Source organism: Serratia sp. S4, from assembly GCF_000347995.1.
GTDB lineage: Bacteria > Pseudomonadota > Gammaproteobacteria > Enterobacterales > Enterobacteriaceae > Serratia > Serratia quinivorans.
Genome location: NZ_KB661120.1, coordinates 3816750 through 3834367 on the forward strand (window position 1 = coordinate 3816750; position 17618 = coordinate 3834367).

General features: G+C 56.2%; 15 protein-coding genes. 6 read left to right on the forward strand and 9 right to left on the reverse strand.

Annotation, left to right across the window (positions count from 1 at the left end; genetic code table 11):
• Window positions 1-90: 90 nt before the first annotated feature.
• From SERS4_RS0118520 to SERS4_RS0118530, 3 genes are all read right to left on the reverse strand, one after another.
• Window positions 91-2226 (reverse strand): S9 family peptidase, encoded by a 2136-nt coding sequence (locus tag SERS4_RS0118520; RefSeq protein ID WP_017893593.1) that lies wholly within the window; start codon window positions 2224-2226, stop codon window positions 91-93.
• 75 nt (window positions 2227-2301) lie between these two features.
• Complete coding sequence (locus SERS4_RS0118525; protein WP_253275392.1) at window positions 2302-3015, reverse strand: TonB family protein; 714 nt, start codon at window positions 3013-3015, stop codon at window positions 2302-2304.
• Between the two features lie 189 nt (window positions 3016-3204).
• A complete protein-coding gene (locus SERS4_RS0118530) occupies window positions 3205-4056 on the reverse strand; it encodes a ChaN family lipoprotein (RefSeq protein WP_017893595.1) in 852 nt (283 codons plus the stop codon).
• A gap of 192 nt (window positions 4057-4248) precedes the next feature.
• Between SERS4_RS0118530 and mmuP the strand changes: the two genes are divergently transcribed.
• Together mmuP and mmuM are read left to right on the forward strand one after the other, a co-directional pair.
• Window positions 4249-5658, forward strand: coding sequence for an S-methylmethionine permease (gene mmuP / locus SERS4_RS0118535; protein WP_017893596.1), 1410 nt, complete (start codon window positions 4249-4251; stop codon window positions 5656-5658).
• Window positions 5648-6586 carry a homocysteine S-methyltransferase gene (gene mmuM, locus SERS4_RS0118540; protein WP_017893597.1) on the forward strand — a complete coding sequence of 313 codons (939 nt, stop codon included), beginning with the start codon at window positions 5648-5650 and terminating at the stop codon, window positions 6584-6586. The genes mmuP and mmuM overlap by 11 nt, the downstream gene beginning before the upstream one ends.
• Window positions 6587-6656: 70 nt before the next feature.
• Here the strand turns inward: mmuM and maeB are convergent, their stop codons facing one another.
• From maeB to SERS4_RS0118565, 5 genes are all read right to left on the reverse strand, one after another.
• Entirely contained in the window at window positions 6657-8936 is a 2280-nt protein-coding gene (gene maeB, locus SERS4_RS0118545; RefSeq protein ID WP_012146184.1) for an NADP-dependent oxaloacetate-decarboxylating malate dehydrogenase, read from the reverse strand.
• Between the two features lie 330 nt (window positions 8937-9266).
• Window positions 9267-9440, reverse strand: a complete 174-nt coding sequence (locus SERS4_RS27070; RefSeq protein ID WP_017893598.1) for a hypothetical protein — start codon at window positions 9438-9440, stop codon at window positions 9267-9269.
• Complete coding sequence (locus SERS4_RS0118555) at window positions 9421-9804, reverse strand: DUF2570 family protein (protein WP_017893599.1); 384 nt, start codon at window positions 9802-9804, stop codon at window positions 9421-9423. The genes SERS4_RS27070 and SERS4_RS0118555 overlap by 20 nt, the downstream gene beginning before the upstream one ends.
• On the reverse strand, window positions 9801-10202 hold the full coding sequence (locus SERS4_RS0118560; RefSeq protein WP_017893600.1) for a M15 family metallopeptidase: 402 nt from the start codon (window positions 10200-10202) through the stop codon (window positions 9801-9803). Before SERS4_RS0118560 ends, SERS4_RS0118555 begins: the two co-directional genes overlap by 4 nt.
• Window positions 10192-10518 carry a phage holin, lambda family gene (locus tag SERS4_RS0118565; protein ID WP_012146187.1) on the reverse strand — a complete coding sequence of 109 codons (327 nt, stop codon included), beginning with the start codon at window positions 10516-10518 and terminating at the stop codon, window positions 10192-10194. Before SERS4_RS0118565 ends, SERS4_RS0118560 begins: the two co-directional genes overlap by 11 nt.
• A gap of 296 nt (window positions 10519-10814) precedes the next feature.
• On the opposite strand from SERS4_RS0118565, the gene SERS4_RS0118570 reads away from it, so the two are divergent.
• On the forward strand, window positions 10815-12314 hold the full coding sequence (locus SERS4_RS0118570; RefSeq protein ID WP_017893601.1) for a glycosyl hydrolase family 18 protein: 1500 nt from the start codon (window positions 10815-10817) through the stop codon (window positions 12312-12314).
• A 97-nt stretch (window positions 12315-12411) separates the two neighbouring features.
• On the opposite strand, the gene SERS4_RS0118575 is transcribed toward SERS4_RS0118570, so the two are convergent.
• The gene (locus SERS4_RS0118575) at window positions 12412-13353 is read right to left on the reverse strand and encodes a LysR family transcriptional regulator (protein ID WP_012146189.1); all 942 of its coding nucleotides are present in this window, start codon (window positions 13351-13353) and stop codon (window positions 12412-12414) included.
• 405 nt (window positions 13354-13758) lie between these two features.
• Between SERS4_RS0118575 and SERS4_RS0118580 the strand changes: the two genes are divergently transcribed.
• From SERS4_RS0118580 to tkt, 3 genes are all read left to right on the forward strand, one after another.
• The gene (locus SERS4_RS0118580; protein ID WP_017893602.1) at window positions 13759-14352 is read left to right on the forward strand and encodes a lytic polysaccharide monooxygenase; all 594 of its coding nucleotides are present in this window, start codon (window positions 13759-13761) and stop codon (window positions 14350-14352) included.
• 218 nt (window positions 14353-14570) lie between these two features.
• Complete coding sequence (tal, locus tag SERS4_RS0118585) at window positions 14571-15521, forward strand: transaldolase (RefSeq protein ID WP_017893603.1); 951 nt, start codon at window positions 14571-14573, stop codon at window positions 15519-15521.
• A gap of 17 nt (window positions 15522-15538) precedes the next feature.
• Window positions 15539-17533, forward strand: coding sequence for a transketolase (gene tkt, locus SERS4_RS0118590; protein ID WP_017893604.1), 1995 nt, complete (start codon window positions 15539-15541; stop codon window positions 17531-17533).
• The last annotated feature ends 85 nt before the right edge of the window (window positions 17534-17618 follow it).

Here is a 17618-nt window from a genome sequence, read left to right on the forward strand (position 1 = left end):
GCCCAGCAAAAAGCCCGCCGAAATCGACGGTAAATTTATTTTTTATAGTTTTAATAAACCGCCGGGCTTATTACCCGACGGTGATAGTGGTTATTTCTGTGTTTTCTGATCCATCGCCATAATAAAACTGTATTCCAGCGCGTTATTTTCCAGCCGCGTCAGGCGGCCCGATTTTCCGCCGTGGCCGGCCGTCATATCGGTCGCCAGCAGCAACACTGAATCACCCTGTTTAAAACGACGCAGTTTGGCTACCCATTTGGCCGGTTCCCAATATTGCACCTGGGAATCATACAGGCCGCTGGTGACCAGCAGGTTCGGATAGGCCTGTTTAGCCAGGTTGTCATACGGGCTATAGGACTTCATCAACGCATAGGCCTGCGGCTGATTCGGATTGCCCCACTCTTCGTATTCACCGACCGTCAGCGGAATGCTGTCGTCCAGCATGGTGGTCAGCACATCAACAAAAGGCACCTGCGCCACCACCGCGTTATACAACTGCGGTGCCTGATTAATCACTGCCCCCATCAGCAGCCCGCCGGCACTGCCCCCCATGGCGTAAATACGGCCCGGCTGACCATAACCCTGTTGGATTAATGCCTGGGTGGCGTCGATAAAGTCACTGAAGGTGTTTGGCTTATGAGTCAACTTGCCCTGTTGGTACCAGTTCTGCCCCAGCTCACCGCCACCGCGCACGTGGATTAGCGCATAAACGAAACCGCGATCCAGCAAACTAATGCGGTTGGCGCTAAAGGCCGGATCCATACTCATGCCATAGGCACCATAACCGTACACCAGCAGCGGGCTGTGCCCCGGTTTGAACATGGCTTTGTTGTAGACCAGCGAGACCGGCACCTTCACACCGTCACGCGCGTTAATCCACACCCGCTCGCTGTGGTACTGGCTGGGATCCACTCCCTTCACTACCTGCTGTTTCAGCAGGGTGCGCTCGCCTTTGTTGAGATCCCATTGGTATGTGCGGGTCGGGGTTGTCATCGCCGAATAGCCATAGCGCAGCTGCTGGTTGTCCGGATCCGGGTTATAGCCCAGCCAGGCCATATAACTGGCGTCGTCGAACGGAATACTGCGCTGGGTTTTACCGTCCCAACTGATTTGCCGTAGCTGTACCAGGCCATCAGCACGTTCCTTCACTACCAGCCAGTCGCGGAACACCGTGAAGTCTTCCACCTCGCGCTTTTCCTGTGGTGCCAGTAGCGCCTGCCATGGCTTGCCGACTGCCGCGGTGTGATACAGACCAAAATGCGGGCTTTGGTGGTTGGATCGCAGATAGAACTCACCGCGATAGTGGTCTACATAATACTCGTGGCCGTTCTTGCGCGCGGCAAACAACACCGGCGTGCTCAGAGGCTGATTAGCGTCAATCAGCCGTGCCTCGGAAGTGGTATTGCCGCTGATGGTAATAATGACGTAGTCACGCGAAGAAGAACGACCCAGGCTCAAATAGAACCCGCCATCATTTTCCTGATAGACAAGTTTGTCGTCCGCAACCGGCGTGCCGGACTGATGGCGATAAACCTGATATGGCAACAGGGTCTGCGGGTGGTTGCGAATATAAAATAGCGTCTTGCCGTCATTGGCCCACGCCATGTCACCGGAGGTGTTTTCAATCACTTCCGGCGCCCATTTTCCGCTATCGATTTCACGCAGCGAAATCCGGTACTGCCTGCGCCCCTGCAGATCTTCAGCAACCGCCATCTGCTGGTTATCCTGGCTGATCGCCATCCCGCCCAGACGATAATAATCCTGCCCCGCCGCACGCTGATTGGCGTCCAGCAAGGTTTGCCACGGCGCATCGGCAGTCAGGGCTTGTCGCTGATACAGGGCAAAATCTTTGCCCGCCGCGTAACTTTCCTGATAGCGATACCCATTAAGTTGGTAGGGCACCGAGCGATCTTCCGGGCTGATGCGGCCCAGCATTTCCTGATACAGGCTATCGCGCAGTTTTTTATACGGCTGCATCATCTGCTCGGTATAACGGTTTTCCGCCGTCAGATAATTCAGCACCTTTTTATTTTGCCGGCTGTCGTCACGCAGCCAATAATAATCATCCACCCGGGTTTCCCCCTGGGCGGTTAATGGGTGCGGGATAATCTCGGCGCTGGGCGCCAACGGCTGCGCCCAGGCGGCCTGGCCCAATAAGCTTAATGAAATCACGGCATAGGTGGCCGAACGCCAACGCTGGCGGCCCGACAGAAGTGTTTGTTTCATGGTCCCTCACGATAGTTTGGCATCAGCAGCTCCCTTTTGTTTGGGTAAACAAAAGAACGCGGCTCACGAAATAAATTATTGGCTGGCGTCCAGCGCCGCCAGATTAAAATCGATGGGCATCGTTACCTGAACCTTGCCCTGCCGCAGCATTTCGACCGGCGGTGGCGGCAGTGGCTGCGCCCGCATGACCACGGCCAGCGCCTCACGATCCAGCGAGGCGGTGCCCGACGGAGCATGCAAGGTCAGATCGAAAACCCGTCCCTGTTCATCCACGGAAAAAGACACCTGCGGCATGCCGGTACGGCGGCGGCGCTGCGCATCTGACGGATAACGCTTGATGCGGTTTAGCATTCCCTTTACCCGGCTTTCCCACGACAGCCTGACCTGTTCGCTGCTTGCGGAATCGCTGTTCAGCGGTGCGGCCGTCTGCCGGGCTATGTTCAAGGCTTTCGGTGCGGCAGCGCTGGATGCAGCGGCGTGCCTGATCTCTTTCAGCTGCTGTTCCGGCTTCGGCTGGGCTTTCTGCGGTGGCTGGTGTTCGGTTCGCTTTTTCTCAGCCACGCTGATTTTGGTCTTTTCGGCCCGCGCCAACTTGGGCAAATCGGGTTGATCCTGCGGCTCGGCCGGTTGTGCCGCAGAAGACTCGGCCTGTTGCACACCCAACGGCAGCGGCTTGGGACTTTCCGGTGCTTCAATCTGTGCCGCCCAACTCATCATCACCGCCGGTGGCGCTAACGGCATTGGCGGCAGCGGCTGGGGTGGCCAATAAAACAGCAGTACCAGCGCCACATGTGCCGCTATCGCACATAAAAATCCGCGCGCCCAGCGCGGCTGTGGCATGGAGGCGAGCGGATAAGATAAAGACGGACTCGGCATAGGGATATTAGATTACTTAATTACGAATGATTTTAGATCTCATTTGCTAATGATAATCATTTGTAATTTGTATTAACAGTTCTTTTCACCGTCTTAACCTAATCATTTACCCTCAGGGTTAACCGCTGGGGTAACCCACAGGTAATCCGCCACCTGCTTATCGACCTGTACACCAGGCTCAACCAGCATCAACACGGTTGGCACGGCTGTCGGCTGCAGATCCTGCACGTGTAGCGGCACCCCCACCGATTTGGAAGCATGATAACCGCCGGCAATCAGCAGCGTCGGCGTCGGCGCGGCCATTAACCGTTCGGCCATACGTCGATCGCGTTGCTGCTGGATCGCCAGCATGGCATGCAGTTGTTGAGGCTCAATTTTCCCACCGTGCGAAGTGCGGATAGTTTCTTCCAGCGCCTTCTGCACCGCAGGACGCACTGACAGTTGGCCCTGCGGGAAAACCGGCTGCTGATAAAACGCCATGATTTCATCGCGATCCAGGTTGGCCGACCACAGCGGGTACGGTGCGCGCATCGCCGCCATCGTCAAATCCCCGTACAGCGGCCATTTCCAGCCTGGTTGCCAGTCAATCAACTCCGCCACGCGCTCATCACGCACTCTCGGATTACCCTGCAGCCACTGTTTCACCTGACTCACTTTGGCCTGCTGATTCGGGTTAATCATCTCCATCAGTACGCTGCCCTGCGGCCGCTGCTGCGGTAAGTTTTCCACCAGCCACAGTTCAATCTGGTGGTGGTATGGGTTGTCATGCTTTTCTCCGACGATAACCCGTGGCTGAGCGGCCAATCGGGTCAGCAGTTGCTCGGGTGACAAACTTTCGCCGCTGCGCAAGTCGGTAATTTTCCCCAGGTTATCAAGGCTGTTTTTCGGCGAGGAAACCGGTGCCTGACTACAGGCGCCCAGTGCCAGCGCGGCCAATAAAATCAAAAATCTCATCATGCTGCCCTTGTAATAAAAGTGGCGACATTATAGATAATAATTATCATTTGCATATAGAAAGCAACCTGTCGTGAGACGCTGATAACGGTTTTTGCTTTATGGTTTCCGCTCACACATTGATTTCATGAAGTATTGCGGGTATAACTGATAGCCATTTAGCTATTTAGACGTCTATACGGATAGAATATTATGCACTCAGCCGTTCCCGCCGAAGGGCAGTTCAAACGCACCATGAAGGCCCGACATCTGGTGATGCTGTCGCTGGGCGGCGTGATTGGTACCGGGCTGTTCTTCAACACCGGCTATATCATTTCCACTACCGGTGCTCTCGGCACCCTGCTGGCCTATCTGATCGGCGCATTGGTGGTCTATCTGGTGATGCTGTGCCTGGGTGAACTGTCGGTGGCGATGCCGGAAACCGGCGCCTTCCACGTCTACGCTTCTCGCTATCTTGGCCCGGCCACCGGTTACACCGTCGCCTGGCTGTACTGGCTGACCTGGACGGTAGCACTGGGATCGAGCCTGACCGCCGCCGGTTTCTGCATGCAGTATTGGTTCCCGCAATCACCGGTGTGGCTGTGGTGTTTGATCTTCTGTGCGGCGATTTTCCTGCTTAACGTGGTCACGACCCGCTTCTTTGCTGAGAGCGAATTCTGGTTCTCGCTGATCAAGGTCGTTACCATTCTGGCGTTTATCATCCTCGGCGGTGCGGCCATGTTCGGCCTGCTGCCGATGAAAGACGGCACGCCAGCGCCCTTCCTGCATAACCTGACCGCCTCCGGCTGGCTGCCAAACGGCACCTTGCCGATCCTGATGACCATGGTGGCCGTGAATTTCGCATTCTCCGGCACCGAGCTTATCGGCATTGCCGCCGGTGAAACCGAGAACCCGGAAAAGGTGGTGCCCTGGGCGATACGTACCACGGTGATCCGCCTGATGCTGTTCTTTATCGGGACGGTGTTTATTCTGGCGGCGTTGATCCCGATGGATCAGGCCGGGATTGTCAAAAGCCCGTTTGTGCTGGTGTTTGAACGCATCGGGGTGCCCTATGCCGCCGATATCTTTAATTTCGTGATCCTGACCGCCATCCTGTCGGCAGCCAATTCGGGCCTGTACGCGTCGGGGCGCATGCTGTGGTCGCTGGCCAACCAGCGCACCCTGCCGGCCTATTTCTCCCGCGTGAATAAACGCGGTATCCCGATCAACGCGCTGACCTTCAGCATGCTCGGCGGCGTACTGGCATTGCTGACCAGCGTGATCGCCCCGGACACGGTGTTCGTGGCGCTGTCGGCAATTTCCGGTTTTGCGGTGGTGGTGGTCTGGTTGAGCATCTGTGCCTCGCACTTCGCTTTCCGCCGTCATTATGTCCGCAGCGGCCAGCCCATTTCCGGTCTTAAATACCGCGCGCCGGGTTACCCGCTAACGCCGATCGTTGGTTTCACCCTGTGCCTGCTGGCCTGCATCGGGCTGGCGTTCGATCCGGAGCAGCGCATCGCGCTTTACTGCGGGCTGCCCTTTGTCGCCCTGTGCTACATCGCCTATTACCTGACCCGCCGTGCCGGGCAAAAAACCTCTCTGGGAGAGAATCATGTCGGTTAACAACCCTGTCGCCACACTCTTGAGCGCCCACCCTACGCTGATTTTAGACGGCGCACTGGCCACCGAACTGGAAGCCCGCGGCTGCGATCTGAGCGATCCGCTGTGGTCGGCAAAAGTGCTGATTGAAAACCCTGAGCTGATTTATCAGGTGCATCTCGACTATTTCAACGCCGGAGCGCAGTGCGCCATCACCGCCAGCTATCAGGCCACGCCACAAGGCTTTCTGCGCCGTGGTTTGGATCAAGCGCAGTCACTGGCGCTGATCGCCAAAAGCGTGCAGTTGGCGCAGCAGGCGCGCAGCGATTATCTGGCACAACACCCGCAGGCCGCACCGCTGCTGATTGCCGGCTCGGTAGGCCCCTATGGCGCTTATCTGGCCGATGGGTCTGAATATCGCGGTGATTACTCGCTGCCGCAGGAAGAGATGATCGCCTTCCACCGCCCGCGCATCAGCGCACTGGCCGAAGCCGGGGTGGATTTACTGGCCTGCGAGACTCTGCCATCCTTCAGCGAACTGCAGGCGTTGCTGACGCTGTTGGAAGAGTTCCCAACCCTGGGTGCCTGGTTCGCTTTCACCCTGCGCGACAGTCAACACCTCAGCGACGGGACGCCGCTGACCGAGGTCATGGCAGCGCTGCACGCCAATCCACAGGTGCTGGCGATTGGCATTAACTGCATTGCGCTGGAAAATGTGGCCCCGGCGCTGCAGCAATTTGCCGCGCTGGCTGACAAGCCGCTGCTGGTCTATCCGAACTCGGGTGAACACTACGACGCGGTAAGTAAAACCTGGCATGCCTGTGGGGGGGCACACGGCAGCCTGATTGATCAAATTGGCGAATGGCAACGCATCGGCGCCCGGCTGATTGGCGGTTGCTGCCGCACGACACCGCAGGATATCCACCAGATCGCCACACGCTGCAGGGCATAAAATAAAAAAAGCCTCCGGCGCCGAAACGCTGGAGGCTTGTAGTCACTTAAGGCTTATAGTCACTCAAGGCTTATAACGGCGTGGTCTGCGCTTCCACCACGGCCAGCGCGACCATATTGACGATGCGGCGTACCGAGGCAATTGGCGTCAGGATGTGTACCGGTTTCGATACCCCCATCAGCACCGGCCCCACGGTAACGCCTTCGGAAGAAGATACGCGCAGCAGGTTGTAGCTGATACGCGCCGCTTCCATATTCGGCATGATCAGCACGTTGGCCGCCCCTTTCAGCGGGCTATCCGGCATCAGATCGTTACGGATGCTTTCCACCAGCGCGGCGTCACCGTGCATCTCACCGTCAATCTCCAGCTCCGGTGCCATCTTGTTCACCAGCTCCAGCGTTTTACGCATCTTGCAGGCCGCCGGGTTATCGGAAGAGCCAAAGCTGGAATGAGACAGCAGCGCCACCTTGGGTTCAATCCCGAAACGGCGCACGGTTTCCGCCGCCATCAGGGTGATTTCTGCCAGTTGCTCCGGCGTCGGATCGTCATTGACATAGGTGTCGGCAATAAAGGTGTTGCCGCTTGGCAGCAGCAGCGCATTCATCGCCCCGGCAACGTGCGCCCCTTCGCGGAAACCAAACACTTTCTCGACCACGTCGTAATGCTCGTGATAGCTGCCGATGGTGCCGCAGATCATCGCATCCGCCTCGCCGCGATGCAGCATGATGGCAGCGATCAGCGTTGGGTTACCAATTACCGCACGGCGCGCCTGTTCCTGAGATACGCCACGACGCTTCATGATCTGGTAATACTCGCCCCAGTATTCGTTAAAGCGTGGGTCGGACTCGTTGTTCACCACTTCAAAGTCTTTACCCGGCGTCAGTTGCAGGCCGAGTTTTTGCAGCCGCATTTCAATCACGCTCGGACGACCGACCAGGATTGGATAGGCCAGCCCCTGCGACACCAGTTCCTGAGTCGCATGCAGTACCCTTTCCTCTTCCCCTTCCGCCATCACCACGCGCTTCATTTCTTTCTTCGCCTGGGAGAAGATCGGCTTCATGAACAGGTTGGTTTTGTAGACGAACTCGGACAGTTTTTCGACGTAGGCGTCAAAGTCTTCGATCGGACGTGTCGCCACGCCGGACTCCATCGCCGCCTTGGCAACCGCCGGGGCGATTTTAACAATCAGGCGCGGATCGAAAGGCTTGGGAATGATGTATTCGGGGCCAAATGACAGGTCCTGATCGCCATAGGCCGAAGCCACCACGTCGCTCTGTTCTGCCAGTGCCAGATCGGCAATCGCATGCACGCAGGCCAGCTTCATTTCTTCGTTGATGGTGGTCGCGCCCACGTCGAGCGCACCGCGGAAGATGAACGGGAAGCACAAGACGTTGTTGACCTGGTTCGGGTAGTCGGAACGGCCGGTACAGATAATGGCATCCGGACGCACGGCTTTCGCCAGCGGCGGCAAGATCTCCGGTTCCGGGTTGGCCAGCGCCATGATCAACGGATCCCTGGCCATGGTTTTCACCATATCCTGGGTCAACACGCCCGGACCGGAACAGCCGAGGAAGATATCGGCATCCGGGATAGCATCCCCCAGCGTCCGCTGGCCGTTGTCTTCAATGGCGTAGGCCGCTTTGGTCTGTTCCATGTTGGCGTCGCGACCTTTGTAGATCACCCCTTTGGAGTCGCAGACGGTAATGTTCTGCTGGCGCAACCCCAGCGCCACCAGCAGGTTCAAACAGGCGATCGACGCCGCGCCGGCACCGGAAACCACCAGTCGCACGTCGGAAATATTCTTTTTCACTACCCGCAGGCCGTTCAGCACTGCGGCGGTGGTGATAATGGCGGTACCGTGCTGATCGTCATGGAATACCGGGATTTTCATGCGCTCACGCAGTTTCTGCTCGATGTAGAAACACTCCGGCGCTTTGATGTCTTCCAGGTTGATACCGCCAAAGGTGGGCTCCAGCGCGGCGATGATGTCGATCAGCTTGTCAGGGTTTAGCTCATCCACTTCGATATCAAACACGTCGATACCGGAAAATTTCTTGAACAGGACGCCTTTCCCTTCCATTACCGGCTTACCGGCCAAGGCACCGATATTGCCCAGCCCCAGCACCGCCGTACCGTTGGAAATCACCGCCACCAGGTTGCCGCGTGCGGTGTATTTGTAGGCCGCGAGAGGATCGGCAGCAATTTCCAGACAAGGGGCTGCAACGCCCGGCGAGTAGGCCAGCGCCAGATCGCGTTGCGTTGCCAGCGGTTTGGTTGGAGATACCTGGATCTTCCCTGGGGTCGGATACTGGTGAAAATCAAGCGCACTCTGTTTGAGCTGTTCGTCCATTATGGGTTCCTATGCTTTTTGCTTTTATGTTGAGGTAAGACTTGTAAACCTTTAAGGCTAGACCAGTATAGTGAGAGAAACGTCACAAACTTTGAAGCGGGCCATAACCTTGATCGAAATAGTTTTTTAAAAGTAAAAAAAGAAGTACCACAGGAGGGAAAAGAAAAACACTCCGTCAGTGCGACTGATAGTGAGTTTGATAACAAAGTTGTTTTTTAGCTCGAGATACCCGGGCCTAGCGCACCGAGGGGCGCTCCGGCAGCCAAGGCTGCTACGACCCCTTCGGCACGCTCTCCCTAATATCGGGCATCATCAGTAGTCTGAATACCGTCAGTGCGACGGCAGTTGGGCTCGCCAGGCATTGAGCGTCGCCACCCGGCCTGCGCAAATTTGTAACGAGGTTTGTAGTGCCAGCGTGTAACTCAGCGCATCGCCCCAGGAGTTACCCAGCAGCTGCGGCTGCTCGCACGGAGTAAACACCGACTCAGGGGGCAACAGCACCACCGGCGCTGCCGTCTGCGGGGGTTGGGCGCAAGAGCTCAATAACAGCGCCAGGCATAGGCTGCCCAGCACAGGCGTCATTTTTAATCGCATCACGGTATTTCCTCTGGTAAACGTCGCTTTGCTGGCGCAACTGCTGTTCCTGCTGCTGCTGAGCCGCCATCAGCGCCCGGTTCTGGGCATCCTGGGTTTGCAGCGTGGCAATCAACCCCGCCTGCTGCGCCAGGGTCTTTTGCTGTTCGCTCGCCTGCTGTCGCATCAGATCCAGCCGATGCGACAACAGCGAGCTATAAGCGGCCAGGCAGATGGCTGCCAACAGCAGCAGCAACAATCCCCCCTGCGCCAACCGGCTCAGCCAGCCGCTCATGCCGGGTAATCCCTGAAGGAAAGCTGGAAGTGTGGCCCGTCCTTCAGCGTTTTCCATTCGCCCCCCCACTCAACGTTAACCGCACATTCGCGTGCCGCACGGCGCACCGCCACCGCGATTTGCGCGTAATAGTCCCATTCCCAAGACACCACGCCCGCCGGCATCGCCACCACATCCACCGCGTGACCGGTCAAATGCCGACTTTTCAACGTCTGGCTTTGACCACCGCGTACCAGATCGCGCTGACGCGCCATGGTACGCAGCCCCTCGGTGATGGAAAACGGCACCAACGAGTAATGCAGTGCCAGCCGTATCACCCGTACCAGATCCGGGTGAACGCCAATTAAATTCGCCTCACTGCGGGCGGTAAACTGAATGTCTTCAATTTCATTTATCATTTTTAAGCCCTGTTTTTTTTCCTATGATTTTTTTAATTAATGCACTGATATAATCGGCCCCAAGAAAGCCAATCAGTACGCTGGCAAGATTCGCCCACTTTAATTCCAACCCGGCCAGCGCTAATGCATCGCGTACCGTCCAGGCCAATAATGCACACATGCCGGCATTTAATAATCGGCGCCGCATACCTACGTTGCGGTAAGCTCCGTGCAATAACGCCATGATGCCCGCCAAAATGGCATTCATCACCGGCTGCAGATATTCACATGCTCGCTGGATAATTAAGCCAACAGCGTCTGGCTCTAAACTGGACATAGCTGAACTCCTATTTTATTTTAATTAACTGCCAATCACGGCCGGTGGGATATCGGTACATTCAGAATCTAGTTAAGGATGCTATAACAAAGCAAATGAATAAATACAGCCTCTAAGTTAAAATTGATTCATGCTCAGCCATGGCACAACAACCCGTGGGAAATAACGGCGTCGAGCGATAAAAAATTCATCTTTACTGTGATTTTTTTCGACTTCTCTTTATTGAAAAAATAAACATTAATAGCGGCGAGAGAATGGCTCTCAATAACAACAAACCTCAACCCTGGAGAAATACCATGTCCGAACGTAAAGCCGTTATTGGTTATTATTTTATTCCGACCAACCAAATTAATAACTATACCGAGTCTGATACTTCAATCGTGCCATTCCCGGTGTCCAACATCACCCCGGCCAAGGCCAAACAGCTGACCCACATTAATTTCTCGTTCCTCGACATTAACAGCAATCTGGAATGCGCCTGGGACCCGGCGACTAACGACGCCAAGGCGCGCGACGTGGTCAGCCGGTTAACCGCGCTGAAGGCACACAACCCCAGCCTGCGGATCATGTTCTCCATCGGCGGCTGGTATTACTCCAACGACCTGGGCGTTTCCCATGCCAACTATGTCAACGCGGTGAAAACCCCGGCGGCACGTACCAAATTCGCGCAATCCTGCGTCCGCATCATGAAAGATTACGGTTTTGACGGCGTAGACATTGACTGGGAATATCCGCAAAGCAGCGAGGTGGACGGCTTTGTCGCCGCGCTGCAGGAGATCCGCACCCTGCTGAACCAGCAAACCCTGGCTGACGGTCGTCAGGCGCTGCCTTACCAACTGACCATTGCCGGGGCCGGCGGCGCTTTCTTCCTGTCGCGTTACTACAGCAAGCTGCCGCAGATCGTCGCCTCACTCGATTACATCAACCTGATGACCTACGATCTGGCCGGCCCGTGGGAGAAAATCACCAACCACCAGGCGGGACTGTTCGGCGACAGCGCCGGGCCAACCTTCTATAACGCGCTGCGTGAAGCCAACCTGGGCTGGAGCTGGGAAGAACTGACCCGCGCCTTCCCCAGCCCGTTCAGCCTGACGGTAGATGCGGCGGTGCAACAGCATCTGATGCTGGAAGGCGTGCCGAGCAACAAGATAGTCATGGGCGTGCCGTTCTACGGTCGCGCGTTCAAGGGCGTCAGCAGCAGCAACGGCGGCCAGTACAGCAGCCACAGCACCCCGGGGGAAGATCCGTTCCCGGGTACCGACTACTGGCTGGTCGGTTGCGAAGAATGTGTCCGCGATAAGGATCCGCGCATCGCCTCCTACCGCCAACTGGAACAAATGCTCTTGGGCAACTACGGCTATCAGCGCCTGTGGAACGACAAGACCAAAACGCCGTACCTGTATCACGCGGCCAATGGCCTGTTTGTTACCTACGACGACGTCGAAAGCTTCAAGTACAAGGCGAAGTACATCAAGCAGCAGCAACTGGGTGGCGTGATGTTCTGGCACCTGGGTCAGGATAACCGTAACGGTGACCTGCTGGCGTCGCTGGACCGCTATTTCAACGCGGCGGACTACGATGACAGTCAACTGGATATGGGCACCGGCCTGCGTTATACCGGCGTTGGTCCGGGTAATTTACCGATCATGAGCGCCCCGGCTTACGTTGCCGGTACCACCTATAACCAGGGGGCGCTGGTGTCTTATCTTGGCTATGTCTGGCAGACCAAGTGGGGCTTCATCACTTCCGTACCCGGCTCGGACAGCGCCTGGCTGAAAGTGGGCCGCGTGGCATAACGGCAGGTTGCCGCATTAAAAAACCCCGGGGCCGATGGCAACGGGGTTTTTATTGCTTTAAACGTTTAATTTTCGCATCCCTTCGTGGTCAATTCCCTCAGTTGTTACACCAAGGGTAACCCCCGTCACGTATCACTTCGCGTCCCATCAGGCTAAAGACGTCGCTTTTACGCGTCAGTCGCTCATGCCACCAGCTAAATCCCGCGCCCTTGCTGGCCGGGTGCCAGGCCAGCCAAATCATTTCGTCCCCCTTTTGCATATCAACCGGCACCGTCACCAGCTCACCGCTCGCCAACTCTTTTTCTATCAGCGCCGGTGGCAGGAAGCCGTGACCAATGCCGCGCTTCAACAGCGACAGCTTACTTTCGACGTCGCACACCACCAGTTGACGCTGTAACGGCATGGTGCCGTGGTTACGCTTGGGCAGTTCGTGGCTGCTGTCGGCAATCACCACCACGATATCGTTCAGCCGCTGGTTTTTATCCACCGGCTTTTTCTGCGCCGCAAAGGGATGCGAAGGTGAAACACAGAGCACAAAATTCAGTTTGCCGAGCATCAGCGTTTTGGCCTGCACGCTGTCCGGGATCTGACCGATAGCGATAATCAAATCCGCCCGGTTGTTCTTCAGGGCGTCCCAGGTACCATTCAGTGCTTCACGCTGTACGGAAATGTTGGCATTTGGGCTGTGCTGGATATAGTCACGGATATCCTGGGTGATAGTTTCCAGTGGAAAGAAATTATCGACGACGATGCGGATATTATTATCGAATTTCGGGATGTTTCTTACCCTACTCTCAAGATCCTGCACCGCATTTAAAATCCAGCTGCCCTCTTGCAACAGGAATTCCCCTTCATCTGTCAGGGTAATCATCGGGCCATTACGATGAAAAAGTTTCACGCAGAGTTTACTTTCAATATTGGAAACCCTATAGGATATCGCCGACGGCGTTTTATGCAGTGCCTCCGCCGCCATTGAGAAAGAGCCGGTACTTTTTATGGTGCTGATTATTTTAATCGCATCCAGGGATAATCTAGTCATACAAATTCCTCTTTGAAATAAAATAAGAAAAAATTGACACTAAATTCCCAAGTGGTTGGCGCGTAAAAGTCGTTCAAGTCACACAAGAGTAAGTAAAACCACAAGCAATATACTCCATATCGGAGAGCGTCATCTGAAAGACTATTCATCGAACCTTTAAATAAAATTCATCATGGCGCCGTTTTTTTAGACAGCAGTATTTAAATAAATTCAACCAAGAAACGAAAGGCAATCATCATAATAATTTTAGTTAATAGCCTATAAAACATTCCATCCTGACAGCCGAGACTAAGAGTAAAAATAAAACAAGCCGCCAAGAATGATGTTTTTAATTTCGTTAATAACCTCTCATTTCACCGGTGAAATAAACCCGACTTACAATACAACTTCAGTCAGGAGTGACTTATGAACAATACTTCTCGTACCCTTATGTCCCTTGGCCTGTTGAGCGCCGCATTGTTCGGCGTATCACAGCAGGCTGTCGCCCACGGCTATGTCGAAACCCCGGCCAGTCGTTCCTACCAGTGCAAGCTGCAACTCAATACCCAGTGCGGCAGCGTGCAATACGAACCGCAGAGTGTTGAAGGGTTGAAAGGCTTCCCACAGGCCGGTCCGGCAGATGGGCATATCGCCAGCGCCGACAAATCCACCTTCTTCGAGCTGGATCAGCAAACGCCAACCCGCTGGAACAAGATCAACCTGCACACCGGTGCCAACTCCTTCACCTGGACGCTTACGGCTCGCCATAGCACCACCAGCTGGCGTTATTTCATTACCAAACCGAACTGGGATGCCTCCCAGCCGCTGACCCGTGCATCGTTTGACCTGACGCCGTTCTGCCAACAGAACGACGGCGGCGCGATCCCTGCTGCGCAGGTCACCCACCACTGCAACATACCGGCAGACCGTAGTGGTTCGCACGTGATCCTCGCCGTGTGGGATGTGGCAGATACGGCCAATGCCTTCTATCAGGCAATTGACGTTAATTTGACTAAATAATAAGGAGGGGGAATACCGCAGGGTTCAGCCGGGTGCTGAACCCTTTTTTATTGTCTGTCTCCGCTATAAGCCTGGTTTTCGGGGATCCATAGTTCTTATCCATTGCAACAATCAGAAAAAGCGCATTTTAATCGGCGGGCTTCTGATGCAGTGTGTGCAGCCTACGATGGAAAACGTTCTCATTTCCCTACATTGACGTTTGGTCAAGGAGCTTATAAATGAATCAACTGGATGCACTCAAGCAGCTAACCACGGTGGTAGCCGACAGCGGCGATATCGAATCGATCCGCCAGTTCGAACCGCAAGACGCCACCACAAACCCTTCACTGATCCTGAAGGCTGCTGCACTGCCTCAGTATAAGCCACTGATCCTCGAAGCCCTGAGCTATGCCCGCCAGCAAGGCGGCAGCAAAGAAACCCAATTGATTAATGCCTGCGACAAACTGGCGGTCAATATCGGCGTCGAAATCCTGAAAAGCGTACCGGGCCGCATTTCCACCGAAGTGGATGCCCGCCTGTCCTTCGACCGCGGTATGTGCGTGGCCAAGGCACGCAAACTGATCGCGCTGTATCAGCAACAGGGCATCGATAAGTCACGTATTCTGATCAAACTGGCTTCTACCTGGGAAGGCATCAAAGCCGCCGAGGAGCTGGAAAAAGAAGGCATCAATACCAATCTGACGCTGCTGTTCTCTTTCGCCCAGGCCCGCGCCTGCGCCGAAGCCGGCGTGTTCCTGATTTCACCTTTCGTTGGCCGTATCTATGACTGGTATCAGGCTAAACAGCCTGCGGCTGACTACGACGCAGAGCAGGATCCTGGCGTGAAATCAGTGCGCAACATTTATGAATACTACAAACAGCACCGTTATCAGACGGTGATCATGGGTGCCAGCTTCCGCAAGGTAGAGCAAATTCTGGCCCTGGCCGGTTGCGATCGCCTGACCATCGCACCAAACCTGCTGGAACAACTCAAGCACAGCGAGCAACCGGTCGAGCGTAAATTGACGCCATCCACCGAAGGTTTCCATCAGCCTGCCCCACTGGCCGAAGCTGACTTCCGTTGGCAGCACAATCAGGACGCCATGGCGGTTGAAAAACTGGCCGAAGGTATCCGCCTGTTCGCCGTTGACCAGCAAAAGCTGGAAGATATGCTGGCCGCTGAACTGTAATCACACTGGAGTAAAACATGTCCTCTCGTAAAGAGCTTGCCAACGCCATCCGCGCACTCAGCATGGACGCCGTACAAAAAGCAAATTCCGGCCACCCGGGTGCACCTATGGGCATGGCGGACATCGCCGAAGTCCTGTGGCGTGACTACCTGAACCACAACCCGACCAACCCGCACTGGGCTGACCGTGACCGCTTCGTCCTCTCCAACGGCCATGGCTCCATGCTGATTTACAGCCTGTTGCACCTCACCGGCTACGACCTGCCGATGAGCGAGCTGGAAAACTTCCGCCAGCTGCACTCCAAAACCCCGGGCCACCCGGAATACGGCTACACCCCGGGCGTGGAAACCACCACCGGCCCACTGGGTCAGGGCATCGCCAACGCCGTCGGTTTCGCCATTGCCGAACGCACCCTGGGCGCGCAGTTCAACCGCCCGGGTCATGACATCGTCGACCACCACACCTACGCCTTTATGGGCGACGGCTGCATGATGGAAGGCATCTCCCACGAAGTCTGTTCGCTGGCCGGTACCCTCAAGCTCGGCAAACTGACCGCGTTCTACGATGACAACGGCATCTCCATCGACGGTCACGTCGAAGGCTGGTTCACCGACAACACCGCCGAGCGCTTTGAAGCCTACGGCTGGCACGTGGTGCGTCACATTGACGGCCACAACCCGGACGCCATCAGGGCCGCCATTGAAGAAGCCCGCAAGGTCACCGACAAACCGTCGCTGCTGATGTGCAAAACCGTGATTGGTTTCGGCTCCCCGAACAAGGCCGGCACCCACGACGTGCACGGTGCTGCGCTGGGCGCCGCCGAAGTGGCCGCCACCCGCGAAGCGCTGGGCTGGAAATACGCCGCCTTCGAAATCCCGCAGGACATCTATGCCCAGTGGGATGCCAAAGAAGCCGGCAAGGCCAAAGAAGCGGCCTGGAACGACAAGTTCGCCGCCTACGCCAAAGCCTTCCCGGAACTGGCTGCCGAGTTCAAACGCCGTGTGAACGGTGAGCTGCCGGCCAACTGGAAAGCCGAAGCCAAAGCCTTCGTGGAAAAACTGCAGGCCAACCCGGCCAATATCGCCAGCCGCAAGGCCTCGCAGAACGCACTGGAAACCTTCGGCAAGGTGCTGCCGGAATTCCTCGGCGGCTCCGCTGACCTGGCACCAAGCAACCTGACCATGTGGTCCGGCTCCAAACCGCTCAACGAAGACCTGGCGGGTAACTACATCCACTACGGCGTGCGCGAGTTCGGCATGACCGCCATCACCAACGGCATCGCGCTGCACGGCGGCTTCCTGCCGTACTCGGCGACCTTCCTGATGTTCGTGGAATACGCCCGTAATGCGGTGCGTATGGCGGCGCTGATGAAAATCCGTAACGTGTTCGTTTACACCCATGACTCCATCGGTCTGGGCGAAGACGGCCCGACACACCAGCCGGTTGAGCAGATGGCCAGCCTGCGCGTGACCCCGAACATGAGCACCTGGCGTCCGTGTGACCAGGTGGAATCGGCGGTAGCCTGGCAGTACGGCATCGAGCGCAACGACGGCCCGACCACGCTGATTTTCTCCCGTCAGAACCTGACCCAGCAGCCGCGTAGCGCAGAGCAACTGGCCAACGTTTACCGTGGCGGTTATGTGCTGAAGGACTGCGCCGGGACGCCGGACGTCATTCTGATTGCCACCGGTTCGGAAGTGGGTATCACCGTGGAAGCGGCAGACCAGCTGACTTCGGCGGGCCGTAAGGTGCGCGTGGTCTCCATGCCGTCTACCGACGCGTTCGACAAGCAGGATGCGGCGTACCGCGAATCCGTGCTGCCGGCGGCAGTGAGCGCGCGCGTGGCAGTGGAAGCGGGTATCGCGGACTACTGGTACAAATATGTGGGCCTGAACGGCGCCATCGTGGGTATGACCACCTTTGGTGAGTCTGCCCCGGCAGAGCAGCTGTTCAAAGAGTTTGGTTTCACCGTGGACAACGTGGTGGCCAAGGCGCAGGCACTGCTGAAGTAGTCATTCCCTCTCCTTTGGGAGAGGGTGACGCCCATTCAGGCAATATTGAATATATTGCACTCATCAGCCCGGCATTGTAGCGATG